Here is a 23,919-nt window from a genome sequence, read left to right on the forward strand (position 1 = left end):
TCCGCGACGGCACCCTCTACGAATCCCGGACACCGAAGAACATCGAACTCGCTGCATAACCCCAACAGCCCCGAACCACCCCAAACCCGACAGCAATGCCTTGACGAAAGACATAGAGGCACCCCCCACCCGGCACAGGCGTTCCTGGATCACGCGATCCATACCCGACTCCCCTCGTCCACGCGGCATTCGGAGCCCCGGGAATGGGCATCCCGTAGGGGCGTGACGGCGGAGGGGACATCGTCGGGGGAGGACGGCATGGGGGACGAGGGCGCCAGGGGCACGAACGGGCCCGCCGAGCGGGGACCGTGGCCCGACCACGCCCCACCGGGGCGCGTGCCACCGACACCGCCCCCGGGGCCGCCGCCGCGAGAGGCCGTCACGGTCCCGCTGCCCACCGCCCCGCCACCGGGCGAGCCCGGCGGGAGCCGCCGGCGCGCCCTGTCCGCCGCCGCCCTCAACCTCTCCGGCCTCGGTGTCGGTTACCTGTACCTGCGGCAGTGGCGCCGCTTCGCCGTGGGCTTGGGCGGCGTCCTGGTGCTGGTCGCCTTCGCCGTCGGCACCGAGGCACCCGGTGGCGCGGTGGTGTGGGCGCCGTTGTTCCTGCTGTGTGCGGCCGTCATGGTGGCGGACGCCTGGCGGCTGGGAGGCACGGGCCCGGACCCCCGCCCCGTCCGGGCGCCCCCGGTGGCCGCCGGAGTGCTCCTGGTCATCGTCGCCCTCGGCTATTTCTGGTACTCCGGGCTGCCCGAGCGGGAGATGGGCCGCGCCGACCGGGCCCACGTGGCGGGGGACTGCGAGAGCGCCGTCCCGCACTACGAGCGTGCCGTCTCACCCCGTCACGCCCTGGCCTTCCACTCCCTGCGTGAGGTCTCGGCTCTGGGGGTGAACTCCTGTGAGGTCATGCTGCGCGCGGAGGCCTCGGCGGCGCGCGGGGCCAACGGGGAGGCCGCCGACGGCTACCGGAGCTATGTGGACCTGCACGACGGCCGTCCACCCTGGGCGGGGGCCGGTGACCGGTTGGTGGAGTTGCGTGCCGCGCACGCCGACGACCTGACCGCCGGGGTGCGGGAGGCGGCCGAGTCGGTGGGCGGTGCCGACGACTTCGACGCCCAATCCGTCGTCGAGGCATTCGACGCCCGGGTCGCCCTGCGCGGTGAGCACCCCGGGACCGCTGAGGCGGTGGCGGTACCCGAGGGCCTGGACGAGCTGTACGACGCGACCACGCCGGCGCTCGGCTCGGAGGACCACTGTGCGGCGGTCGCCCAACTGCGCGCCGTCGTCCTCCTACCGGGCCTCACGGAGCTGCCCGACGAGTGGGTGGAGGGGGACGCCGACCGGCTGGCCGATCGGGCCCGGGAACCGCTCCCCGCCACACTGCGGGACTGCGCGATCGACCGGTACGGGGACGGCGACCTGCCGGACGCGTTGGGCCGGCTCTCCGAGTTGGTCTCCGACTTCCCCGACTCGGGGCCCGCCGGGAACGCCCCGGACACCCTGGAGGGCTTCCGTTCCGACCTGGCCGACTCGCTCGACGGCGAGGCGGCGTGCGGGCTCTTCGACGACCTGGAGGCGCTCGTGGCCCTGCCCCGGGCCCTGAGCGGGGACGGGTTCACCCGGGTCTCCGACCGGGCCACCGGGTCGCTGGGCGAGGCGTGGTTCGAATGCGGTCTGGCCGCCCACGGCTCCGACGACCCCGATACCGCTCGCGAGCACCTGGAACGGCTGTTGGACGAACAACCCGACCACTCCCGGGCCGGGCGTGCCGAGGAGATCCTCATAGCCATCGAGATCGACCGGATCGCCGGGGGCGACACCAACGAGCTGCCGCCCCCGGCGGTCTCCGGGAGCGGCCCGGCCGGTTCGGTGATCGTGACCATCATCAACGACTCCGACGAGCGGTTGGAAGTCCTCTACACCGGGCCGCGGACCGGTAGAACCTCTGTCCCCGCCGCTTCCTCCGGAGGGCAGTGCCTGGCGCAGCAGGGCAAGCCGACGGTGACGCTCACCCTGACGCCGGGGAAGTACCAGGTGGTGGCCCGGACCTCGGGCGACGGTGGATTCGTGAGCCCGTACCACGGCGAATGGGACCTGCGGGCCGGCACCGCCTATGGAGACTGCTACTACATCGGCTTCCTCTCGCCCTGACGGGCGGCGGCGCCGGGGGTGCGTCGGGCCATCTCCCCGACGCACCCCGCGGGCCCGTGCGTCCCGCCGGGCCCGCACCGCCTGTCAGGAGTCCGCACCCAGGCGGCTCCGGGCGTCGTCGAGGTCGAAGTCGGCCGCCGGATACCGGGGGTCGATCTCCCGCAGGTGTTCCAGCAGCAGCCGGCCGACGGCCCAGTTCCGGTACCACTTGCGGTCCGCCGGCACCAGGTACCAGGGCGCGGCCTCCGAGGAGCACCGCTCCATGGCCACCTCGTACGCCTGTCGGTAGTCGGGCCACAGGGCCCGGTCGGCGATGTCGTCGGGCGTGAACTTCCAGTGTTTGTCGGGGCGGTTCAGCCGTTTGAGGAGGCGTTCGCGCTGTTCCTCCCGGCCGATGTGGAGGAACACCTTGACCACGGTGAGTCCGTCGGCGACCAGCGACTCCTCCCACCAGCGGATCTCGGTGTACCGGCGTTCCACCACCTCGGCCGGCACCAGGTTCCGCACCCGGGGCACCAGCACGTCCTCGTAGTGCGAGCGGTCGAAGATGCCGATCTCCCCGGCCATCGGCAGGGCCTGGCCGATCCGCCACAGGTAGTGCCGGCTGCGCTCCTCCTCGGTGGGGGCCTTGAAGCCCCGGATGCGGCAACCGGCGGGGTTGAGGCGGCTGATCACGTGCTTGACGGTGCCACCCTTGCCGGAGGTGTCCATGCCCTGGAGCACCAGCAGCAGTCGCCGCCGATCACCGGCGGTGCTCGCCGCGTGCAGCCGCTCCTGGAGTTCGGCGGCCTCCTCGCCCATCTCCTCGACCTCGTCCGCCGCCCGGGCCTTGTCGCCGGTGAACCCGGGGGTCGCGGAGGTGTCGTGGACGGCGAGGTCCACGGGCTCGCCGGGCGGCAGGCGCAGCAGGTCCCGCAACGCGGGCCCGGTGTCGGCGGGACGGATCGACCGCTCGGGGTCGGCGTCCCCGTCCCCGGGGCGTCCGGGCCCGACGGGGGATCCGTCCCGCCGCACACTCTCCTGCTTCATGGGAACCGGTTCCTTCCGCCGTTCGGGGCCGGCGCGGAATTCCGGGAACCGCGCGGCCCTTCGAGGATGGTGGGGCCGGCGGGGTTTCGCTACGCGACGCGCCCGGTGCCGCTCTCCCCGGGGCCGGCGTCGGTCCCGCTTCGTCCGGCGGTGTCCGATTCGACGGTTTCGCCGGGGCCGGTGGACGCGGCGGTTTCGCCGGCGGGGGCGGACGACGCGGACCCGCCGCCCATCCGGCCGGCGTCCCGCGCCAGCGCGGTGAGTCGGGAGATCGCCCGGAAGTACTTCTTGCGGTAGCCACCGGCCAGCATCTCCGGTGAGAAGAGCCGGTCGAAGGGCACGCCGGAGGCCAGCACCGGTATCTCCCGGTCGTAGAGCCGGTCGGCGAGGACCACCAGGCGCAGCGCCGTGGACTGGTCGGGCACCGCCGCCACCCCGGTCAGGCACACGGCCGCGACGCCGTCGCACAGCGCCCCGTACCGGCTGGGGTGCACCCGGCCGAGGTGCGCGAGCAGGTCGGGGAAGGCGTCCAGGACGGCGCCGGGGGTGTCGGCGGCGGCCCGTCGCACGGTGTCGTCGGTCGCGGGTGCCGGGGCCTCGGGCAGCCCACGGTGCCGGTAGTCCTCGCCGTCGATGCGCAGCGGTCGGAAGTGCGCGGACAGACCCTGGATCTCACGAAGGAAGTCCGCGGCGGCGAACCGGCCCTCGCCCAGCCGGTCGGGCAGCGTGTTGGAGGTGGCGGCCAGCGCCACACCGCGCTCGACGAGACGGGAGAGGAGGCTGGAGACCAGCACGGTGTCGCCGGGGTCGTCGAGTTCGAACTCGTCGATGCACAGCAGTCGGTGCTCCGCGAGGGTGTCCACGGTCCGTTGGAATCCCAGCGCGCCGACCAGGTTGGTCAGCTCCACGAAGGTGCCGAACGCCTTGCGGTCGGCGGGCGCGGGGGTGGCGTGCCACAGGGAGGCCAGCAGGTGGGTCTTGCCCACGCCGTACCCGCCGTCGAGGTAGACGCCGCGCGGGCCGTCGCCGCCGGGCTTCCGGGGGCGACGGCGCAACAGACCGCGCAGGCCGCCCGGTGCCGGGGCGGGGGCCCCGAGGCCCCCGGCGAACTCCTCCAGGACCCGCACGGCCTCCCGCTGGCTCGGCTGCCCGGGGTCGGGGATGTAGGTGGCGAAGCGCACCGAGTCGAAGCGCGGTGGCGGCACCATCTCGGCTACCAGCCGCTCGGCGGGCACGTGCGGGGTGCGGTCGCACAGCGACATCGGGGTGCTCGGGGACACCGGACTCCCCGCGTCGGAGGGGGCCTGCGGGGCGCCGGTGGGCCGGGACGGGGTGGAGGACACGGTTCCCCACCCTATCGCCACGCCCGCTTCGCCCCCGGGGCCGGCCGATCGCCCCCGGGGGAGCCGGCGCGGCGCGGGTTCGGCCGCCGACGGGACCGTGCCAGACTGCGCGCCATGAGACGTCTGCTCCCCCCTCCCACCGGCGACGACGGCCCGAACGGCCCCGACGGGAGGGAGTGGTCACCCGCCGAGCTGGCCGCCGCCTACGCCCATCCCGACCCGCTGCCGGACGGCGGGTGGCTGCGCGCCAACATGGTCACCTCCCTGGACGGCGCCGGGCATCACGGGGGTCGCTCGCAGCCGCTCTCCTGTCCCGCCGACATGCGGATCTTCGGAGTACTGCGGGCGCTGGCGGACGTGATCGTGGTGGGCGCGGGCACCGTCCGCTCCGAGGGGTACCGGCCGGCGCGGCGTCGGGAGGAGTTCGCCGGGGCCAGGGTGGCCGCCGGGCAGGAGCCGGTGGCGGCGATCGCGGTGGTCAGCGCGGGGTTGGACCTGGACTTCTCCTCACCGCTGTTCACCGAGCCGGTGGTGCCGACCCTGCTGGTGACCGGGGAGGCGGCGCCGCCGGAGCGGCTGGCGGCGGCCCGGGCGGCCGGTGCCCGGACCGTGTTCGCGGGGGAGGGGGCGACGGTGGAGCCGGCGCGGGTGCGGACCGAACTGGCCGCCCTGGGGTACCGCCGGCAGCTCACCGAGGGCGGACCGGGGCTGCTGGGGCGGTTCGTCGCCGCCGGGGTGCTGGACGAGCTGTGCCTGACGGTCTCGCCCCGGATGACGGCCGGGGAGGCGGGTCGGATCGCCCGGGACGGCACCCCGGTGGAGGTCCCGCGCGAACTGGAGCCGATCTCGATCCTGGAGGAGGACGGTTTCCTCTTCACCCGGTACGTCACCCGGTCCGCCGGCCGGCCCGTCACCCGGTAGGTCGCCCGGTGGGCCCCTCGTGGGTCCCCCGTTCCGGTCGTCCGAGGGGCCGTCCACCGCCTCACCCCGGGGCCTCCACGGGGGACGCGCCGGGCCCGTCCGCGGAGTGATCGGCGCGCCCGGGCGGATTCTCCGGGCCGCGCCGGCCGATTCCCCCTCCCCCCGACGTGTTCACCGCCTGTCGGCGCCGCGTGGCGGCGACGGATGCCGGAAGCCCGCCCCGGCGGAAGCCCGGCCCCCGTCCGGGGCCGCCCGTTCGCCGCGCCCGGGACGCCGTCCGCACGGAATACCCGATTCCCGGCCCCCCGGCGGGGAACACTGTTCCCGTGAGTCACCCGGGCCACCGGACCGCGCCCAGCGGCGCCGGTCGGTGCCCGGGTTCGAATTCCGGTGCCCGGGGCGAGGCGACCCCGGGCCCGCCTGCGGAAGGGTGTCGAGCCGTGATCACGACCGTCCTCATGATCGAGAAGCCGCTGGCGACCGCGGACGTGGACCTCGTCACCACCCTGCACGGCGAGGAACCGCAGTCGGTGGTGGTCCTCATGCGTCCGCGGGGGGACCGCGACCTGCTGCTGCGCGCCGTGGACGATGTCGCGCTCGGAGAGTTCGGCGAGGCGGCCCGTGAGGGCGACGAGCCCGAGGGGGAGGACGCCCGACCACCGGCCGAGCGCGGCCTGTTGCGCTCGCTGGACGCGCTGCGGGCGGCCGGGGCGCAGGCGGTCGGTCGGGTCGTCGAGGATCATCCCCTCGACGCGCTGACCGCCGTGGTGACCGAGACCGGGGCCGACGAGGTCGTGGTGCTCACCGAACCGCACTACGTCGAGGAGTTCTTCCGCCGGGACTGGGCCTCACGGGCCCGCCGCCGGGTCGGCGTGCCGGTCCTCAAGCTCTTCGCGCACGGGGACTGACCGGCGGGACCGGCGGGGTGGCGGCCCGGGGTCCCCGTCGGCCCCGCCCACCGCCCGTCCCCGCGTCCACCCACCGTGTCCGCGCACGTCCGTGCGAGTTCCCGCCGGCCCCGTTGCCGTTCCGCGCCCCCGCGCGGTGCGACAATCGAGGGGCACGCACGACGAGGGAGACGCACGCATGACAGCAGGTCCGGCCGGGATGGCACGTCCGCACTTCATCGGCATCGGCGGCGCGGGCATGTCGGGGATCGCGAGGATCCTGGCCCAGCGCGGGGTGCGCGTCGCCGGCAGCGACGCCCGCGAGTCCGGCACGGCCGAGGCCCTGCGCGAACTGGGCGCGACCGTGCACATCGGTCACGCGGCCGGGCACCTGGCCCCCGACGCCGACTGCGTCGTGGTCTCCAGCGCCATCCGGGAGGAGAACCCCGAGTTGGCCGCCGCCAGGGAGCGCGGCGTGCCGGTGCTGCACCGGGCCGAGGCGCTGGCCCGGGTGATGGAGGGCCGCCGGGCGCTGGCCGTCGCCGGCACCCACGGCAAGACCACCACCACCTCCATGCTGGCCGTCGCCCTGCGCACCATGGGCCTGGAGCCCGGCTACGCGATCGGTGGCGACCTCGCCGGCCCCGGCACCAACGCCGAGAGCGGCGGCGGGGAGTGGTTCGTCGCCGAGGCCGACGAGAGCGACCGCAGCTTCCTGCACTACGCGCCCGACGTCGCGATCATCCTCAACGCGGAGCTGGACCACCACGCCAACTACGCCTCCATCGAGGAGATCTACGAGTCCTTCCTCGCCTTCGCCGACCGGATCCGCCCCGGCGGCACCCTGGTGGTCGACGCCGACGAGCCCGGTGCCCGCGAGTTGACCGCCCGGCTGCGCGCCCGTGGCACCGGCCCCCGGTTGGTGACCTGCGGCGAGGCGCCGGACGCCGACGTGCGGGTGCTCCGGGTGCTGCCCAAGGGTCTGGCGAGCGAGGTCACCGTCCTGCTGGACGGCACGGAACTGTCCTTCGCGGTGAACGTGCCCGGCCGGCACTACGCCCACAACGCCGTCGCGGCCCTCGCCGCCGGTGTCGCCGCCGGCCTGCCGGCCGCCGACCTGGCCGGGGCCCTGGGCTCCTACACCGGGGTGGCCCGCCGGTTGCAGGTCCGGGGCGAGGAGGCGGGGGTGCGGGTCATCGACTCCTATGCCCACCACCCCACCGAGATGACCGCCGACCTGCGGGCGCTGCGCGACGCCGCCGAGGGCGGCCGGGTCCTGGTGGTCTACCAGCCGCACCTGTTCAGCCGCACCCGCGAGCTGGGGACGGAGATGGGCGAGGCCCTGGCCCTGGCCGACCGCTCGCTGGTGCTGGACATCTACCCCGCGCGGGAGGATCCGCTGCCGGGTATCACCTCAGAACTGGTCGTCGCGTCCGCCGCGTCGGCCGGCGCCGACGTCCGTCACGCCGACGCCGCCGACATCCCGGCTACCGTCGCCGACCTGGCCCGCCCCGGTGACCTGGTGGTCACCATGGGCGCGGGTGACGTCACCGACCTCGGGCCGGAGATCCTGGCCCGACTGTCGCGCACGCGCTGAAACGAGACCGAGGAGCACCGCCACCATGGGATACAAGGTCGAGAAGTCCGACGACGAATGGCGCTCGGAACTCACCCCGGAGGAGTACCACATCCTCCGGGAGTCGGGCACCGAGCGGCCGTTCACCGGCGAGTACAACGAGACGAAGTCCGTCGGCGTCTACACCTGTCGGGGCTGTGGCACCGAACTCTTCCGGTCCGGGACCAAGTTCGAGAGCCACTGCGGCTGGCCGTCCTTCTACGACCCGGCCGACTCCGACGCCGTCGAGCTGCTGCCCGACACCTCGATCCCGGGTCGCCCCCGCACCGAGGTCCGCTGCGCGACCTGCGGCGGCCACCTCGGGCACGTCTTCGAGGGCGAGGGGTACGACACCCCGACCGACCAGCGGTACTGCATCAACTCCATCGCCATCCGGTTGGAGCCCACCGAGGGCTGAGCGCGCCGGCCCGGCGGGGCGCCGTCCGTGACCCCACACCTCGTGGGGGCGCGGACGGCGCCCCGCGTCGTGTCGCGCCTTCCGCGCGGAGCGCGGTTCCCACGGGAAGGCGCCCGGCCCCATCCCGTGGGAACCGCGCGCCCCGGCCCGGGCCGGGGCGGTGTGATCCGGGGGATCGCGCCGGTCGGGACGGCGACCGGCGCCCGGGGCGCACCCCGGTGGTTCGGACCCCGCGCCCGGGGCGGGCGCGTGGGGTCGTGACCGGGCCACCACCGGGCGGGGACGCGACGGGCGGATCGGAGACGGTTTCGGTGCCGGACCCCGCTTCCGGGGCGGTGGTGTCGGATCCTCCGGTGCGTGGTGCGTGGTGCGTGGTGCGTGGTGCGTGGTGCGTGGTGCGTGGTGCGTGGTGCGTGGTGCGTGGTGCGTGGTGCGTGGTGCGTGGTGCGTGGTGCGTGGTGCGTGGTGCGTGGTGCGTGGTGCGCGGAGTCGGGAGGAGGCGGGCGCGCGGCTACCGTCCGGTGTCCGCCGGCCCCTCCCGCCCTCCCGCCCCGGTCGGCGGGCCCGGCAGCTTCCGCCCGGCGGGCAGCAGCCGGGGCACCAGGCGCACGAACACCACCATGCCCACCACCTCCACCAGGGTCTGCGTCACCATGACCACCGGCGCGAGCGCCCCCCGCTCGTCGGGCAGGGCCAGTGCCAGGGGCAGCAGCACCAGCCCGTTGCGGGTGGCGCCGGTGAACACCACCGCCCGGCCCTCCGCCGTCGGCAACCGGAAACCCCGGGCCACCGCGCGACCCGCCGGCGCCATGACGGCGAGGAAGACGACGAAGAACGGCACGGCCGGCACCACCTCCCCGAGTCGCCCGTCGAGCTTCGGCACCTGGGAGGCGACCACCGTCAGCAGGGTGGCCGCCATCAGCGGCACCATCGCCGCCCCCGTGCCGTCGGCGACCAGCCGTCCGGCCCGGAACCGCCGAGCCGCCGCCTGCGTGAGCCACGCCAGCAGCAGCGGCAGCAGGATCAGCCCGAGGAAGGCGCGGACGAGGGGTTCGGGCTCGATCACCTCGGCCAGTTCCGGGCCGAGGAAGAGGGCCAGGAGCGGTGGCAGCAGCGCCATCTGCGCGAGCAACAGCAGCGGGGTCGCGGCGAGCAGACGATCCGCGCTCCCACCGGCCAGCCGGCTGAAGACGATCACGTAGTCCACACAGGGCGCCAGCAGCACCAGCAGGATGCCCAGCCGCAGCGCGGGGTTCCCCGGCATCAGCGGGAACATCGCCGCCACCACCAACGGGACCACGACGAAGTTCACGACCAGCACCGCGAGCAGGAACCGCCCCGCCCGCAACGAGCGTCCCAGCTCCGCGATCGGCACCTGGAGGAAGGTGGCGTACAGCAGGGCCCCGAGCACCGGCGCCACCAGCACCTCCAGCGCCCCGCCGACCCCCGGCGCGGCCAGGCCGCACAGGGCGCCGGCGACGATCGCCCCGACGTAGCAGGGGACCTGCCGACGCTCCATCCACTCCACGGGGGACTGCGGCACGGCGGGACTCTCTTTCACGGGGCGGACCGGGGGCCGGGGTCTGGGCGGGACTGTCGGGGCGCCGCGCGGGCGTGGCCGGGTTCCGACGGTAACCGGTGGTGTCCGCGCACCCGGGCCCCGGCCCCCGGTCCGCTCCGTGTCCCGCCGCTCGTCCGAGGCCCCGGCCCCCGTCCGGTCCCGCGCCGTCCCCCGTCAGTCGAGGGCGTCCGCCGCCCGCCGCAGGGCGACACCGGCCCCGCCGAGCAGCGGGTCGCCGTGACCGAAGCAGAGCGTCTCCACCTCCAGGGTGGCCAGCCGCCGGAAGGACCCCAGGGCCCGTTCCCGATCGGAGTGGAACACGCCGAACATCACCCCGCCGTTCGCGCCGGCCGCGATGTCACCGGTGAAGAGCACGCCGGGGTCCGGCAGGTGGAGGGCGACGCTGCCGTCGGTGTGGCCGGGGGTTCCCACCACCAGGGCGCCGCCCGCGATGTCCAGCTCGTCACCGTCCTCCACCTCCCGGTGCACGGGCGCGGGCGGCGCCGGGGGCAGGTGGGGCACCTCGGCGTACAGGTCCCGCTCCCACTGCGGGGCCCCGGCCATGTCAGGCTCCGGTCCGCTCGCCTCCCCTCGGATGACGGGGGCGTCCAACCGGTGGGCCACCACGGTCACGCCCTTCCGGGTGGCGAGTTCGGCGGCACCGCCCGCGTGGTCGGGGTGGAAGTGGGTCAGGAACACGGTGCGCAGTTCGTCGGGGTCCCAGCCGAGGCGTTCGATCGCCTCGACGATCCGCTCCCCGGAGCCGGGAATCCCGGTGTCGATCAGCGTCAGCGAACCCGGGTCCCGCCACAGATAGGCGTGCCCGACCCCCATCCGCAACTGGTAGAGGTTCGGCGCGAGCACGACGGTCTCCATGGGGGCGACGCTACGCCCGCCCGCACCCGCTGTCCCCGGTTTTCGCCCCCTGCGCACGAGCGGGGGACCGGCGTGCGGTCGCCCTTCCCGGCGCGGGGGCGTCTTCCGGCCGCGCACGGCGGGCCGGGACCGCCCGTGCGGGCCCGCCGGGTGGGCGGGAGCCGGCCGGCGGGGGAGTGACCCGGCCGGGGGCGGCGCGGGTCAGGAACGCTTCGGGCGGGCGCGGACGTGCATCCGCTCGCCCTGTGAACCGAACAGGCTCAGCACCTCGACCGGGACCTTCCCGGCGTTGCACCAGGAGTGCGGGGTGCGGGTGTCGAACTCCACCACCTCGCCGCGCCCGAGGGTCAGGTCGTGCTCGCCGAGCAGCAGCCGCAACCGGCCGGAGAGGATGTACATCCATTCGTAGCCCTCGTGCACCCGTTGCTCGGGGGGCATGGCGGTCTCCGGGTCGTCGGCCGGCGGCATGATCATCTTGTATGCCTGCACTCCGCCCGGTTCCCGGCTCAACGGCACGAAGGTGATGCCGTGTCGGACGAAGGGACGGGTCCGCACCCGGGGGTCGTCCGGCGGGGTGGCCCCCACCAGTTCGTCCAACCGCACCCCGTGGGCCCGGGCCAGCGGCAACAACAGTTCGAGGGTCGGTTTGCGCTGCCCGGACTCCAGCCGGGACAGCGTGCTGAGGGAGATGCCGGTGGTCTCCGCGAGGTCGGCCAGGGTGGTGCCCCGCTCCCGGCGCAGCGCCCGCAGCCGGGGGCCCACGGCGGTCAGCATCGGGTCGAGGTCGTCGGTCGCCATGCTCCGATCCTCCTGCGGATTTGCCGAAACAGCAAGAAAACTTGTCGATCGTTCTCCCGGGTAGCAGTCTCGAAACCGAACGGAGGTAACGCCCATGACCGTCCCACCCGCCTCTACAGGCACCCCCGCCCCCACCGGTTCCCCGGCCGCGACCCACCACGAGGTGGTGGTGATCGGCGGCGGCCCCGCCGGTCTGGCGGGCGCCACCGCCCTCGCCCGGGCCCGTCGCTCGGTCCTCCTCGTCGACGCCGGCGCCCCGCGCAACGCCCCCGCCGGCGGCGTGCACAACTACCTCGGCCACGAGGGCACCCCCCCGGGGCAGCTCCTCGCCATCGGTCGGAAGGAGGTCACCGGCTACGGTGGCCGGATCGTCGAGGGCACCGTCACCCGACTGGAACGCCTCACCGGGGGGGCCGTCGAGGGCACGACCACCGACGGGGAGGCCGCCGACGCCGAACCGGTCGGACCCCGGTTCCGGGTCGGCCTCGGGGACGGCACCACCGTGACCGCCGACCGCCTGCTGATCACCACCGGCCTGATCGACGAGCTGCCCGATGTCCCCGGGGTCGCCGAAGGCTGGGGCCACGACGTTCTGCACTGTCCCTACTGCCACGGCTGGGAGGTGCGCGACCGTGCCATCGGCATCCTGTCCACCGGCCCGATGGGCGTCCACCAGGCCCTGATGTGGCGGCAGTGGAGCGAGGACGTCACCCTTTTCGTGCACACCGGGCCCGAGCCCGACGAGGAGGAGTACGAGCAGTTGGCCGCCCGGGGAGTCGCGGTGGTCGACGGCCGGGTGACCGAATTGCGGATCGAGCGAGGCCGCCTGCGCGGCGTCGTCCTGGAGGACGGTCACGTCATCGGCCGGGAGGCCGTGATCGTCGCGCCCCGTTTCACCGCCCGCGGCGGCCTGCTCGCCGACCTCGGCATCACCCCTGTGGACCAGGAGGTGGAAGGCCACGTCATCGGCAGTCACATCACCGCCGACCCCACCGGCGCCACCGAGGTGCCGGGCGTGTGGGTGGCGGGCAACGTCGGAGTCCTCACCGAACAGGTCATCGGATCGGCGGCGGCCGGTATGCGGGCCGGCTCGATGATCAACGCCGACCTCATCAAGGAGGAGACCCGCCGGGCCGTGGCCGCCCGCCGTCGATCCGCTCGGGAGACCGCGCCCGTCTCCTGAGAGCCGGCCGTTTCCCCTCCCCCCTCTCCGTGCCCCGGACGCACCGGGTTCCGGACCCCCGAAGGAGTCATCCCTTGTCCGACACCGCCCGCGCCGATCATGACCACCACGCCGAGACCGACCACCACGCCGACACCGACACCGCCGCATCCCGCACCGCCGCCGAGGAATGGGACGACCTCTACCGCGAGAACGAGCGCAAGTGGAGCGGGAAGCCCAACGCCGCCCTGGTACGGGAGTTCCCCGAGCCCGGCCCGGGCACCGCCCTGGACCTCGGCTGCGGCGAGGGCGCCGACGCCATCTGGCTGGCGCGCGGCGGACGCCGCGTCACCGCCGTGGACGTCTCCCGCGTCGCCCTCGAACGCGGCGCGGCGCACGCCGAGGAGGAAGGAGTCGCGGACCGGATCGAGTGGCGGTGGCACGACCTCGCGGAAACCTTCCCGGAGGGCACCTGGGACCTGGTCAGCTCGCACTTCCTGCACTCGTGGACCGAACTGCCCCGGGAGCGGATCCTGCGCAGGGCCGTGGACGCCGTGGCGCCGGGCGGGACCCTGCTGATCGTCGGCCACGCCGAGGTGCCGGACGGTGCGAAGCGCCGGAGCCACGGCGACGGTGCGGCACACGGCGACTCCGAGGTCCCCGAGGTCGACCTGCCGACCTCCCGGAAGGTGCTGGAATCCCTCGATCTGCCGGAGGGGGAGTGGGAGGTGCAGCGCTGCGAGGAGGAGAAGCGCACCCGCACCATGCCCGACGGAAAGGTCGTGGACCACACCGACACCACCCTGCGGCTGCGCCGCCTCCCGGTCTGACCGGCTCCCGGCCGGCCGGGAGGAGAGCCGGGGAGGGGATGACGACCACGGCGGTCGTCATCCCCTCCCCGGCTGTTCCGAGTCGCCCCGCCCCCACGTGGCGCGGGGCGCCGGTTACCCGGCGGGGCGGCGGTGAACGCCGGGGGAGCGAAGGAAGGCCGTCCACGCCGCGCGGCTGTGGCGGGTGGGGCGGAGCCCGGCGTGATTGGAGTCGCGCACCGACACGGCGGCGGAGCCGGCGAGGGGCGCCACTTCGACACACTGACCGTTGCCGCTGCTGTAACTGCTGCGACGCCAACCGGTCCCGATCACGGGTCACCTCCGGAGCATCCGTTCCGAGTCCCATGAAGGGATGCCCGGTCTCCGGTGAGGTGGAACGAGGCGGGAGCCGTCGGCTCCGGTCATCCTCCCCGAGCCCGCGCAGAAAGGCGGTCCAACTGTCGGAGGGGAACAGGAGCGGGGCACGCCTCCGGTCCTTGGTCTCACGCACCGCTCGCACTTCGGGAGCCGGTGTCCCGCACTCGACACAGTTGTTGTTGGTGCCGCTGTAGCTGCCGGTGGGCCGCGGTGCCGGTGGGCCGCGGTGGTCTCGGTACTCATGCGATCCCCTCCATCACTTCGCCCAACAGTCGGAGTGATGTCCCCGGTGACAGTGCGGCGGCGGTCAGATCGTTCCAGGTGTCGATGTATCGATCGATGTCGTCGCGCCGTTCCAAGAGGGAAGCTCCCGTCATGTGCTCCAACCAGACGACGTCCACGGGTGGTTCGTCCGTCGAAGTGAGCACGGTGAACGGAGGGAGCTGCTCGAAGGGAAGCGACGCGTCAAGTGGGAGGATCTGTAGCCCGACGCCGGGGTGCCGGGCCACCTGCGTCAGGTGAGCGACGGAGTCCCGCTCCGCACCGGTGTCCTCCCGGCCACGGCGGAGGACGAACCCGGAGGGGGTCCTCTGATCATCGACACCTTGGTCGATGCCTCGGGCTGTATCCCCACACCTCGGGGGAGGACGATGTGGTTCCGCTGTGACCTGCGATCCGTCCCGGAACGGGGCGGGGTGAGGTCGGAGCGGCTCACAGCTCCCGGATGACGCGGGCGGGGTTGCCGACGGCCAGGACGTTCGCCGGGAGATCGCGGGTGACCACCGCACCGGCGCCGACCACCGTGTTCTCCCCGATGGTGACGCCGGGGCAGACGATGACCCCACCGCCCAGCCATACGTTGTCCCCGATGGTGATCGGCCGCGCGGCCTCCCACTTCGCCCGCCGGCGTTCGGCGTCCAACGGGTGGGTCGACGTCAGCAGTTGCACGTTGGGACCGATCTGCGCGTCCTCGCCGATGGTGATCGGCGCGACGTCCGGGAAGACGGCGCCGAAATTCACGAAGGTGCCCCGGCCGACGGTGACGTACCGGCCGTGGTCCACCCGCAGCGGCGGCCGGATTTCCGCTCCCTCGCCCAGCCCACCGAGCAGTTCGGTCAGCAGGGCCCGCCGCCCCGCGGGGTCGTCGGCGGGGGAGGAGTTGAACCGGTCGCTCAGCTCGACGGCGCGCGGCAGGTCGGCGGCGATCTCCGGATCGTCGGCGAGGTACCGGTCCCCGGCGAGCATCCGCTGCTTCTGCGTCCGCTGGTCCGCCGTTCCCGACGCGTCCGGGGCACTCGATCCGTCTGCCGGGTCCGTCATGGTGATCCCTCCGTGGTCCCGGCGTTCGGGATGTCGAGGTGGGTGGTCAGTCGGTGCCCAGGACGACGGCGGAGTGCGGCGGGAGGGCGAGCCGCCCATCCGGCTCCGGGATCCCGAGGTCCCCGAAGGTCGCGGCGAGTACGCGCGGTGTCCCGGCTTCCTCACCGACCCCCGGCAGCGGCACCTCCACGGCGGAGTCGGAGAGGTTGACCGCCACCGTCAGCGGCGGGTTGCGCAGCACCAGCCACCGCGCCGCCTCGTCGTACTCCACCGAGACCGCCGCCAACGGCCGGTCCACCGGCAGGTGTTCGTGGCGCAGTGCCAGCAGCCGCCGGTACCAGCCGAGCAGCCGGTTCTCCTCCGGCCGTTCGGGTCGGCGCAGGCACGAGCGGTCCCGGGTGGCCGGGTCCTGCGGGTCGGGGATCTCGGACTCGGTCCAGCCGTGCGAGGCGAACTCCCGCCGCCGGCCGGTGCGCACCGCCTCCGCCAGGTCCGGGTCCGGGTGGTCGGTGAAGTACTGCCAGGGGGTACGGGCGCCCCACTCCTCGCCCATGAACAGCATCGGCGTCATCGGGCCGCACAGCACCAGGGCGGCGCCGCAGGCCAGTTGGGCGTCGGTGAGGGAGGCCGCCAGGCGGTCGCCCCGCGCGCGGTTCCCGATCTGGTCGTGGGTCTGGGAGTATCCCACCAGCCGGTACCCCGGTACCGCGTCGCGGTCCAGCGGGGCGCCGTGCCGGCGTCCCCGGAAGGAGGACCAGCCGCCGGCGTGCAGGAAGCCGTCGGTCAGGGTGGTGGCCAGCGCGGCGATCGGGGCGTGGGCGAAGTCGGCGTAGTAGCCCTGCTCCTCGCCGGTCAGCGCGGTGTGCAGGGCGTGGTGGAAGTCGTCGTTCCACTGTCCGTCCAGTCCCAGCCCGCCGGCCGCGCGGGGGGTGACGGTCCCCGGGTCGTTGCGGTCGGACTCGGCGATCAGGAACAGTGGCCGGCCCAGCTCGGCGGACAACCCGTCGACGCGGCGCGAGAGTTCGGCGAGAAAGTGCTCGGCCCGGTTGTCCGCCAGGGCGTGCACGGCGTCCAGCCGCAGGCCGTCCAACCGGTAATCGCGCAGGAACGCCAGCGCGCTGCCGATGAAGTAATCGCGGACCTCGTCGGAGCCGGGTCCGTCCAGGTTGACCGCCCAGCCCCACGGGGTGTGGTACCGGTCGGTGAAGTACGGGCCGAACCCGGCGAGGAAGTTGCCCCACGGGCCGAGGTGGTTGTGCACCACGTCCAGCACCACGCCCAGCCCGTGACCGTGTGCCGCGTCCACCAGCCGGCGCAGACCGTCGGGGCCGCCGTAGGGCTCGTGCACCGCCCACGGCGCCACCCCGTCGTACCCCCAGCCGTGTCGGCCGGGGAAGGAGCACACCGGCATCAACTGCACGTGTGTGATCCCCAGTTCGGCGAGTTCCGGCAGGTGCTCGATCGCCGCGTCGAAGGTGCCGGAGTCGGTGAAGGTCCCGACGTGCAGTTCGTACAGCACCGCGCCGGGCAGGTCCCGGCCCTCCCACGGACGGTGCCAGGTCCAGGCGGCCGGGTCGTCGATCACGGCCCCCGGCCTCCCCGGTCCCTCCGGCAGCCGACGGGCGCGCGGATCGGGGCGCACCGGGCCCTCGTCCACCGAGAACCCGTAGCGGTCACCGGGCGCGGCCGGGGCCTCGACCCGCCACCACCCGCCGCCCGGGCCGTCGGCCGGTTCGGGATCCTTCCGGGTCATCGGTACCCGCCGGTCGCGCAGGTGGAGATCGACCCGCTTCGCCTCCGGCGCCCACACCTCGAACCACTCGCTCCGCATGGTCACCCATGGTCGCGGCGCGGGGGCCCGCGCGCCATACCGCCGCGCCGGACCGGGCCGGAAACGGGGTCACGGCCGGCGGGAAACGCCGGATCGGTCGAATCCGCGGGAACCGTTCGTCGATCACCCGCATCGCGCTGACCGGCGACGATCTGGACACCGGGAGGGGGCGCCGGGACAATGACGGACCATGAACTCCCTCGAAGCCGGCCCGCCGCCGCCCCGGGTCTCCGACGCGGAACGGGAGCACGCGCTGGCGCTGTTGCGGGAGAGCGCGGCGCAGGGCCGGGTTTCGCACGACACCTTCCTGCGCCGCATGGAGGTGGTGTTGGTCGCCCGGCGTCCCGATGAGCTGCGGGCGGTCCTGGAGGACCTGCCGCGCCGTGCGGCGGCGGCCGGCGCGGCGCCGGTGCCGTACGCCCCCGGCGGGGCGTTCCCGGTCCTCGTGGACGGGGGCGGGGACCCGGGCCGGCTGGTGCGGGTGGTGGGCCGGTTGTCGGCGTATCGCGAGCGGTTGCGGCACGCCTGGCGGCAGGAGCGGCTGCCGGAACTGTTGCTGCCGGTGCCGGGGCCGCACCCGATGTCGATCGGGCGGGCGCCGGGGTCGGTGCTGCGGCTCAACGACGCGAGCGTCTCGCGGTTCCACGCGCAGCTGCACGCCGTGCCCGGGGGAGGGTGGTCGCTCCGTGACCTGGGGTCGGCCAACGGCACGTGGGTCAACGGCCGTCGGGTCACCGGAGCGGTGCCGGTGGCCCCGGGCGATCGGGTGCGGTTCGGCGGGACGGCGTTCCGGCTCGCCGCCCGCTGAGGGCCGTTCCGACCGCCCGGGGCCGTCCGTGGACGGGCGACGGGGCGACCCCGTGGGGGTCGCCCCGCTCCCGCCGGTGTGATCCGACCCGCCGCCGAGCGGGGGCAGGGAAGGGCGGCGGCGGGCCGGAGGTCAGGATCCGGGTCGGGGGGGGGGGGGGGGGGGGGGGCGGGGCGGGCCGCCGCGCCCCGACCGGGTGGTGCGGTGGTGGTGCGGTGTCCCCGGGACGCCCTTGGCACGTCGGCGTCCCGGGTCCGGGGTCAGGCCGAGATCAGACTCCGGACGCCGGCGAACATCCGGTCCAGCAGGGTCTCCCCGGCCGGTCCGGCGTCGGTGGTGTGCCCGGCGTGCGTCGCGTGGGCGGCGTGCTGCTCACCGGCCTGTGTGCCGGCCCGGAAGCCGCCGCACTCCACTGTCGAGTCGGATGGCGGGCTGCCGGACGCGATGTAGCCGAAGCTGGTGGAGGCGCCCGGCGCGAGTGAGCCGTTCCAACTCGCGTTCTGCACCATCACATGGTCGCCGTGGACCATCGAGGTGCCGCTCCAGACCTGGTTCACGCTGCTGCCCGCCGGCTGGTTCCAGGAGGCGGTCCAGCCGGTCAGCGCGACGTTCAGGGCGTTGGTGACGGTCACCTCGGCCTGGTAGCCGCCGGACCAGCTGCTGACGATGGTGCGCTGGGCGGTGCACTCCGCGCCGATGGGGCCCGGGCCGCCGTTGTCACCGCCGTTGTCGCCGGAGCCGCCGTTGTCACCGCCGCCGACACCGCCGACGCTGGCGCCGCCGTCGTCACCGCCGGTCCCGCCGTTGTCACCGCCGTCGTTGCCGCCGGAACCGCCGCCCACGGTGTTGCCACCGGGACCGCCGCTGCCGACACCGGGAATGGTGACCTCACCGCTGCCGCCGTCGAAGACGACGTCGGAGCAGCTGTAGAAGTTCTCCGGGCTGTCGGAGCGGACCCAGATCATGTAGATGATGTGCTTGCCGGTCTTGTTCCTCGGCAGGTTGGCGGTCCAGAAGTACTCGGCCTCCACGGTGCCGACGCTGCCGGTCCACGGCGGGTTGGTCACCGAGTGGAAGGGCTGGTCCTCCAGGTCATTCCAGGCCAGTGGCTTCGTGGGGTCGTAGCCGTCCTTGGTGACGTACAGGTGGAAGGTGCCCGGGTGGTGGGCCCACACGTTGTAGGTGAAGCGGAACGGCGCGCCCGCGGTCACGTGGGTGTAGGGCCAGTCGTTGCGGGCCAGGTCGAAGCCCGAGAAGTCGTAGGCGCCGGAGTTGCCGCTGCACAGTCGACCGTCCGGGATGAAGCCCCGGGTGCGGCCCTGACCGTTGGACTGCAACACCGCGAACCAGTTGTAGTAGGCGGTCGCGCCGCCCTGCTGGAGTGCCGCGCGACATGCGGGGTTGGTCGGGTCGATCTGCCCGCTCTGGGTGACCGCGTGTTCCCAACACAGGAAGGTTCGGCTGCCGGGGCCCATCGGTGCGCCGTGGGCGGAGGCCGAGGGGCCGGTGAAGACGATCAGACCGACGGCCGGCAGGAAGGAGAGCAGCGTCAGCAACGCGGCCCTCCTACGTCCTCCGGGAGTTGCTCGGAATCTCATCGCGTGACGTCCCTTCGCGTGATGAGGTGGGGGGGATGGTCCATGATTCGCTCATGGGAGCGCTCCCATACAGGGGAACGTAGCGTTCTTCGTTGAACCTGTAAAGACATCGCGTCACAGCAACCTTTCGGCCGCCGGCGCCCATTGGGGTCGAAGGAGGTCGGCGGGGATCAGGGGCGACGGACCATCAGCACCACCGGTGACCCGCCGAACACCTCCGTGCGCGCGACCCGCCCCTCACCGGGAGGCACCCCCGGCACACCGCCACCGACACCCCCACCCGCCCCTTCGTCGGCATCCCCCTCCGGGGCCGCGACCACCGTCAGCCGGCGCCCCGTCAACAGGTCCTCCCACTCACCCGCCGGCAGTCCGAGCACCGTCTCCGGGGACCCGTCGGCCGGCAACGACCCGCTCAGCCGGGTCACGGCGATGACCGCGCGCGGCGCCTCCCCGGCCGGGCCCCGGCCGAAGGCCAGCACGTGCGCCGCCGCCGGCCCCTCCGCCCGCAACGGCGTGTACGCGGACCCCGCCCCGAACCACTCCGGATGCCGACGCCGCAACCGCAGCGCCCGCCGGGTCACCCGCAGCTTCTCCGCCCCGACGCTCCCCTCCGGCGGGTCGACCGGCGGCCGGTACGGGTCCCGGTTGTCCGGATCCACCAGCGCCCGGTACTCCACCTCGGTGCCCTGGTAGAGGTCCGGAACCCCCGGCATCGTCAGGTGCAGCAGCGTCGCGGAGAGCGCGTTCACCCGGGCCCGCTCGGCCACCTGCCGCTCCAGCGCCGCGCCCGCCGCGTCCGGCTCCCCGCACAGGACCCGGGCCGTGAACTCCTCCAACGCCGCCTCGTACACCGGATCGCCGTCCGTCCAGTCGGTGCGCAGTTTCGCCTCCCGCGCGCCCTTCATCAGCGCGGCCGTCAACCGCTCCCGATGCCGGTCCGCTCCCTCCCCGCCGGCGGCCGGGTCCGGAGCGCCCAACCCCAGCGCGGTCTGCCGCCCGATCCACTCGGTGTGCGGGTCCAACTCCGCACCACCGGGCCGCCCCGCCTCCCGTGCCCGCTCCTCCAGCAGCGCCACCCACTCCTCGGCGACCTCGGTCAGCGCCCCCAGCCGCGCCCGCACGTCCGCGCTGCGCTTGGCGTCGTGGGTGGAGAGCACCGTCCCGGTCAGCGGCCAATCGCGGGCGATCCGCCCACAGAAGGCGTGGAACTCCTCCGGGTCCACCGTCGGTCGCCCGGGGTCCCCGCCCACCTCGCAGGCGGCGAGCACCGGCGTGTACCGGTAGAACGCGGTGTCCTCGGCCGCCTTCGCCCGCAGCGCGGAGGACAGCTGCGCGAACCGGATCCGCGCCTCGTCCCCGTCCGCCCCCCCACCGAGACGGCCCAGCGCCAGGTCCCGCACCACCGGCACCGCCGCCCGCTCCCGCGCGTCGGTCAGCGTCTCCTCCGCCCGGCGCGCGGCCTCGGTCAGCAGGGCCTCGTCGGTCGCCGACGGCGGGCCGTCCGCCGGTACGTACGGCCGGTACACCGGCAGTCCGGCCACGATCTCCACCAGCGCCGCCCGCAGCGCGTCCGCCGAGTGGTCCCGCAGCGCCAGCTTCGGGGCGGCCCGGCACACCCGTTCCGCCGCCCGGCACCAGCGCGCCACCTCGGCGGCCAGGTCCCGGCTCACCATCCGTCGGGCGGCGTGCCGTTCGGTCGCCGCCCACTCGCCCCCGGCCTCCGCCGGGACGCCGGTGAAGACCCGGTGGGCCTCGGTGAGCGCCGCCGCGCCCTCCGGATCGCGCAGCACCCCGTCCACGTGCCGCAGTGCGTCGTAACCGGTGGTGCCGGCCACCGGCCAGTCGCCGGGCAGCTCCTCGCCGGCACCCAGGATCTTCTCCACCACCGTCCAGGCCCCGCCGGTGTGCCGGGCCAGCCGGCGCAGGTAGCCGGGCGGGTCGGCCAGCCCGTCCGGGTGGTCGATCCGCAGTCCCGAGACCACGCCCTCCGCCAGCAGCCGCAGCACGGTGCCGTGGGTGACGGCGAACACCTCCGGGTCCTCCACCCGCACCGCGATCAGCTCGTTCACGGTGAAGAAGCGACGGTAGTTCAGCTCCCCGGCGGCCAGCCGCCACCAGGCGAGCCGGTAGTGCTGGGCCTCCAGCAGCTCCGCCATCGGCAGGTCCTCGGTGCCGGGCCGCAGCGGGAAGCACAGCGGGCCGTGCCGCAGCACCGCCTCCCCGTCACCCCTCCCCTCGCCGTCACCCTCGCCCTCATCGGGGCGCTCGACGGTGAAGGAGGCCAGCTCTCCGCCGATCGGACCGGGCAGCACCGGCAGCAGCATCCGCCCGTCGCCCGCCTCCCAGTCGATGTCGAAACAGCGGGCGGCGGGGGAGTCGGGGCCGTGCCGCAGGGTCTCCCACAGCGGGCGGTTCAGCCGAGCCGGTACCGGTACCGCCATGTGGTTGGGCACGATGTCCAGCACCAGGCCCAGGCCGTGTTCCGCCGCCGTCGAGGCCAGCTCCCGCAGCCCCTCCTCGCCGCCGAGTTCGGCCCGCACCCGGGTGGGGTCCACCACGTCGTAGCCGTGACCGGACCCGGGCACCGCCTCCAGCACGGGGGACAGGTGCAGGTGGGACACTCCCAGGTCGGCGAGGTGCGGCACCACCCGGGCCGCCGCGGAGAAGGGGAAGTCGGGCTGCAACTGCAGCCGGTAGGTCGCGGTGGGCGCGTCCACCGGCACGCGACCGGGCGGGCCGGGGCGGGAGGAGTCGGGACCGACGGGGGCATCGGGGGCATCGGGGCTCATGTCCAGTGCTGTGCCCGGACCCGCGCCCCCTCACGCCCCGGTGTGCTCCGGTCGGGTACCCGACCGGTCGGCGTTTCGGCCGGCCGAAACCACCGACGGAACCCCGTCGGGTTCCGTTCCGGGCTGCGGGGGCGGGTCCCACCGCAGTAGGCTTCCTTGATCCATCGGTCGGGGAAGGCGGTGCGCTCGGGTGAGCTCTTCGGGTCGTGAGCTTCCCCCGGGGAACGGGGGGGATCGCGAGGGGGCGGTGACGGAGACGGTGGCCCTGCCGCGTCCCGTGGAGATCGGCACGGACCTCGCCTGGGACGCGGAGGACTGGGCCGAGGTACGGGTGCGCGTGGAGCGGGCCGGCCGGGCCTACGTCTGGCTCAATCTGGTGGAACAGCGGCTGCGCGCCGTGGTCGCGGCGGTCCTGCGCCCGGTCTACGAGCCGGTGCACGGCCCGGAGTGGGAGGTCGCCGCCGCCGGTCCGACGGGGCAGGAATGGGTGCAACGGGCGGCGGCCCTGCGGGAGGTGAGCCGCCGCAAGGGGCACGTCCTGGATCCGGCCGACGACACGGTGCTGTCCTTCCTGACCATCCCGCAGCTGCGGGAGTTGATGACCCAGCACTGGCCCTGTTTCTCGCCCTACTTCGACAACCGGCGCGAACTCGAGCTGACCCTGGACGAGTTGGAGGTGGCCCGCAGCGCGGTGGCACGCAACCGGGGGTTGAACCGGGCGGTGCTGGACCAGGCCGAGCGCGGCTGCGCGCGTCTGCTGCGGATCCTCGACGGTCACGACCCGGAACGGGACGCCGGCCGATTGCCCACCGACGTGCTCGAGCGGCTGGTCGGCGAGCGCTTCACCGATGTCGCCGGGGTGCACCCCGACCGCATCCGGTTGCAACGCCAGCTGCCGACCGAGGAGTTGTTCGGCGGTGCCCGGCGCCTGGACGCGGTGGGCACGGCTCTGGGGCTGCTGGTGCAGAACTATCCCGGCCGCCGCCTGATCCACCTCGCCGACGCCGGGGCCCGGGTTCGGCTGCTCTTCCTCAACCCCGCCGCCGGCGCCATGCGCCGCCGGGAGCGCGAACTCGGGCTCAAGCGCGGGGAACTGAGTCGTTCGGTGGAGACCGCCATCCTGCACACCCGGCGGGTCCGCGGTCGGGTGCGGGACCCCGAGGCCTTCGAGATCCACGTCTCGGACGAGGTGCCCCGCTTCGGCGGGTACTTCGTGGACGCCGACGAACCCGACGGCCTGGCCGTGGTCCAGCCCTACCTGCGGCGTGCCCGGGGGGTCGAGAGCCCCGCGCTGGTGCTGCGCCGGCCGGCCCGCGCGGTGGTGCGCCCCGAGCGGCGCCGCGAGGGCGGGGAGCTGAGCATCTTCGAGACCTATCGCGAGGAGTTCGAATCCCTCTGGGAGACCTCCCGACCGGTGTCCTGAACCGGGCGTCCGCCCGGTTCGGGCCGGTGGCGGGGTGCCGGCGGGGCGCCGGTCCGGGAGGAGCCGGTGCCGGGGTTGTCCCGGATCGGCGGAGAGATGCGGTGCGATGATGTGAGCTGCGTCAATTCGATGCACCGGGCGGGTTGCGCACCCGACGCCTCCCCTCATAGCGTCGGCCGATCCACACCGCCCGCCTGGAAGCAGA

At 74.3% G+C, this 23,919-nt stretch carries 20 protein-coding genes and 1 pseudogene; 9 read left to right on the plus strand and 12 right to left on the minus strand.

The annotated features are described in order from the left end of the window. The first annotated feature begins 258 nt into the window (after positions 1-258). Positions 259-2,148 (plus strand): hypothetical protein, encoded by a 1,890-nt coding sequence (locus LZF96_RS19465; RefSeq protein WP_233874298.1) that lies wholly within the window; start codon positions 259-261, stop codon positions 2,146-2,148. A gap of 84 nt (positions 2,149-2,232) precedes the next feature. Here LZF96_RS19465 and LZF96_RS19470 read toward each other — a convergent pair whose 3' ends face one another. Together LZF96_RS19470 and zapE are read right to left on the minus strand one after the other, a co-directional pair. After that, on the minus strand, positions 2,233-3,177 hold the full coding sequence (locus tag LZF96_RS19470) for a PPK2 family polyphosphate kinase (RefSeq protein WP_233874301.1): 945 nt from the start codon (positions 3,175-3,177) through the stop codon (positions 2,233-2,235). Between the two features lie 89 nt (positions 3,178-3,266). Next, on the minus strand, positions 3,267-4,439 hold the full coding sequence (gene zapE / locus LZF96_RS19475; RefSeq protein WP_233874451.1) for a cell division protein ZapE: 1,173 nt from the start codon (positions 4,437-4,439) through the stop codon (positions 3,267-3,269). Positions 4,440-4,634: 195 nt separating this feature from the next. Here zapE and LZF96_RS19480 point away from each other — a divergent pair, with 195 nt between their 5' ends. The 4 genes from LZF96_RS19480 (at position 4,635) to msrB (ending at position 8,361) form a co-directional block, all read left to right on the plus strand. Beyond that, a complete protein-coding gene (locus LZF96_RS19480; RefSeq protein ID WP_233874304.1) occupies positions 4,635-5,441 on the plus strand; it encodes a pyrimidine reductase family protein in 807 nt (268 codons plus the stop codon). 440 nt (positions 5,442-5,881) lie between these two features. Continuing rightward, a complete protein-coding gene (locus LZF96_RS19485; protein ID WP_233874307.1) occupies positions 5,882-6,349 on the plus strand; it encodes an indole-3-glycerol phosphate synthase in 468 nt (155 codons plus the stop codon). Between the two features lie 178 nt (positions 6,350-6,527). Next, positions 6,528-7,925 (plus strand): UDP-N-acetylmuramate--L-alanine ligase, encoded by a 1,398-nt coding sequence (gene murC / locus LZF96_RS19490; RefSeq protein WP_233874311.1) that lies wholly within the window; start codon positions 6,528-6,530, stop codon positions 7,923-7,925. A 25-nt stretch (positions 7,926-7,950) separates the two neighbouring features. Next, positions 7,951-8,361, plus strand: coding sequence for a peptide-methionine (R)-S-oxide reductase MsrB (msrB, locus tag LZF96_RS19495; protein WP_233874314.1), 411 nt, complete (start codon positions 7,951-7,953; stop codon positions 8,359-8,361). A 511-nt stretch (positions 8,362-8,872) separates the two neighbouring features. Here msrB and LZF96_RS19500 read toward each other — a convergent pair. From LZF96_RS19500 to LZF96_RS19510, 3 genes are all read right to left on the minus strand, one after another. Further along, a complete protein-coding gene (locus tag LZF96_RS19500) occupies positions 8,873-9,880 on the minus strand; it encodes a bile acid:sodium symporter (RefSeq protein ID WP_233874454.1) in 1,008 nt (335 codons plus the stop codon). Between the two features lie 216 nt (positions 9,881-10,096). Then, entirely contained in the window at positions 10,097-10,798 is a 702-nt protein-coding gene (locus tag LZF96_RS19505) for an MBL fold metallo-hydrolase (RefSeq protein ID WP_233874317.1), read from the minus strand. 201 nt (positions 10,799-10,999) lie between these two features. Beyond that, complete coding sequence (locus tag LZF96_RS19510; protein WP_233874320.1) at positions 11,000-11,596, minus strand: helix-turn-helix domain-containing protein; 597 nt, start codon at positions 11,594-11,596, stop codon at positions 11,000-11,002. A 94-nt stretch (positions 11,597-11,690) separates the two neighbouring features. On the opposite strand from LZF96_RS19510, the gene LZF96_RS19515 reads away from it, so the two are divergent. Beyond that, the gene (locus tag LZF96_RS19515; RefSeq protein ID WP_233874323.1) at positions 11,691-12,779 is read left to right on the plus strand and encodes an NAD(P)/FAD-dependent oxidoreductase; all 1,089 of its coding nucleotides are present in this window, start codon (positions 11,691-11,693) and stop codon (positions 12,777-12,779) included. Positions 12,780-12,853: 74 nt separating this feature from the next. Beyond that, complete coding sequence (locus tag LZF96_RS19520) at positions 12,854-13,588, plus strand: cyclopropane-fatty-acyl-phospholipid synthase family protein (protein WP_233874326.1); 735 nt, start codon at positions 12,854-12,856, stop codon at positions 13,586-13,588. 114 nt (positions 13,589-13,702) lie between these two features. Here LZF96_RS19520 and LZF96_RS19525 read toward each other — a convergent pair whose 3' ends face one another. The 5 genes and pseudogenes from LZF96_RS19525 to treZ form a co-directional block, all read right to left on the minus strand. Next, a complete protein-coding gene (locus tag LZF96_RS19525) occupies positions 13,703-13,900 on the minus strand; it encodes a DUF397 domain-containing protein (protein WP_233874329.1) in 198 nt (65 codons plus the stop codon). A 112-nt stretch (positions 13,901-14,012) separates the two neighbouring features. Continuing rightward, positions 14,013-14,129: pseudogene (locus LZF96_RS26665) on the minus strand (DUF397 domain-containing protein); the annotation flags it as partial. Positions 14,130-14,184: 55 nt separating this feature from the next. Then, positions 14,185-14,733: a Scr1 family TA system antitoxin-like transcriptional regulator gene (locus tag LZF96_RS27120; protein WP_233874332.1), complete on the minus strand. Its 549-nt coding sequence runs from the start codon at positions 14,731-14,733 to the stop codon at positions 14,185-14,187. Further along, complete coding sequence (locus tag LZF96_RS19540; protein ID WP_374203278.1) at positions 14,657-15,265, minus strand: sugar O-acetyltransferase; 609 nt, start codon at positions 15,263-15,265, stop codon at positions 14,657-14,659. The genes LZF96_RS27120 and LZF96_RS19540 overlap by 77 nt, the downstream gene beginning before the upstream one ends. 46 nt (positions 15,266-15,311) lie before the next feature. Then, positions 15,312-17,096 carry a malto-oligosyltrehalose trehalohydrolase gene (gene treZ, locus LZF96_RS19545; RefSeq protein ID WP_233874335.1) on the minus strand — a complete coding sequence of 595 codons (1,785 nt, stop codon included), beginning with the start codon at positions 17,094-17,096 and terminating at the stop codon, positions 15,312-15,314. Positions 17,097-17,286: 190 nt separating this feature from the next. Here treZ and LZF96_RS19550 point away from each other — a divergent pair, with 190 nt between their 5' ends. After that, on the plus strand, positions 17,287-17,904 hold the full coding sequence (locus LZF96_RS19550; protein WP_233874338.1) for a DUF1707 and FHA domain-containing protein: 618 nt from the start codon (positions 17,287-17,289) through the stop codon (positions 17,902-17,904). Between the two features lie 260 nt (positions 17,905-18,164). Here LZF96_RS19550 and LZF96_RS19555 read toward each other — a convergent pair whose 3' ends face one another. Then, a complete protein-coding gene (locus LZF96_RS19555; protein ID WP_374203279.1) occupies positions 18,165-19,460 on the minus strand; it encodes a lytic polysaccharide monooxygenase in 1,296 nt (431 codons plus the stop codon). A 212-nt stretch (positions 19,461-19,672) separates the two neighbouring features. Continuing rightward, on the minus strand, positions 19,673-22,291 hold the full coding sequence (gene treY, locus LZF96_RS19560; protein WP_233874342.1) for a malto-oligosyltrehalose synthase: 2,619 nt from the start codon (positions 22,289-22,291) through the stop codon (positions 19,673-19,675). A 190-nt stretch (positions 22,292-22,481) separates the two neighbouring features. On the opposite strand from treY, the gene LZF96_RS19565 reads away from it, so the two are divergent. Continuing rightward, positions 22,482-23,714, plus strand: coding sequence for an SAV2148 family HEPN domain-containing protein (locus LZF96_RS19565; protein ID WP_233874345.1), 1,233 nt, complete (start codon positions 22,482-22,484; stop codon positions 23,712-23,714). The last annotated feature ends 205 nt before the right edge of the window (positions 23,715-23,919 follow it).

The sequence above is a fragment of the Streptomyces sp. ST2-7A genome (assembly GCF_021390475.1).
Lineage (GTDB): Bacteria > Actinomycetota > Actinomycetes > Streptomycetales > Streptomycetaceae > Streptomyces.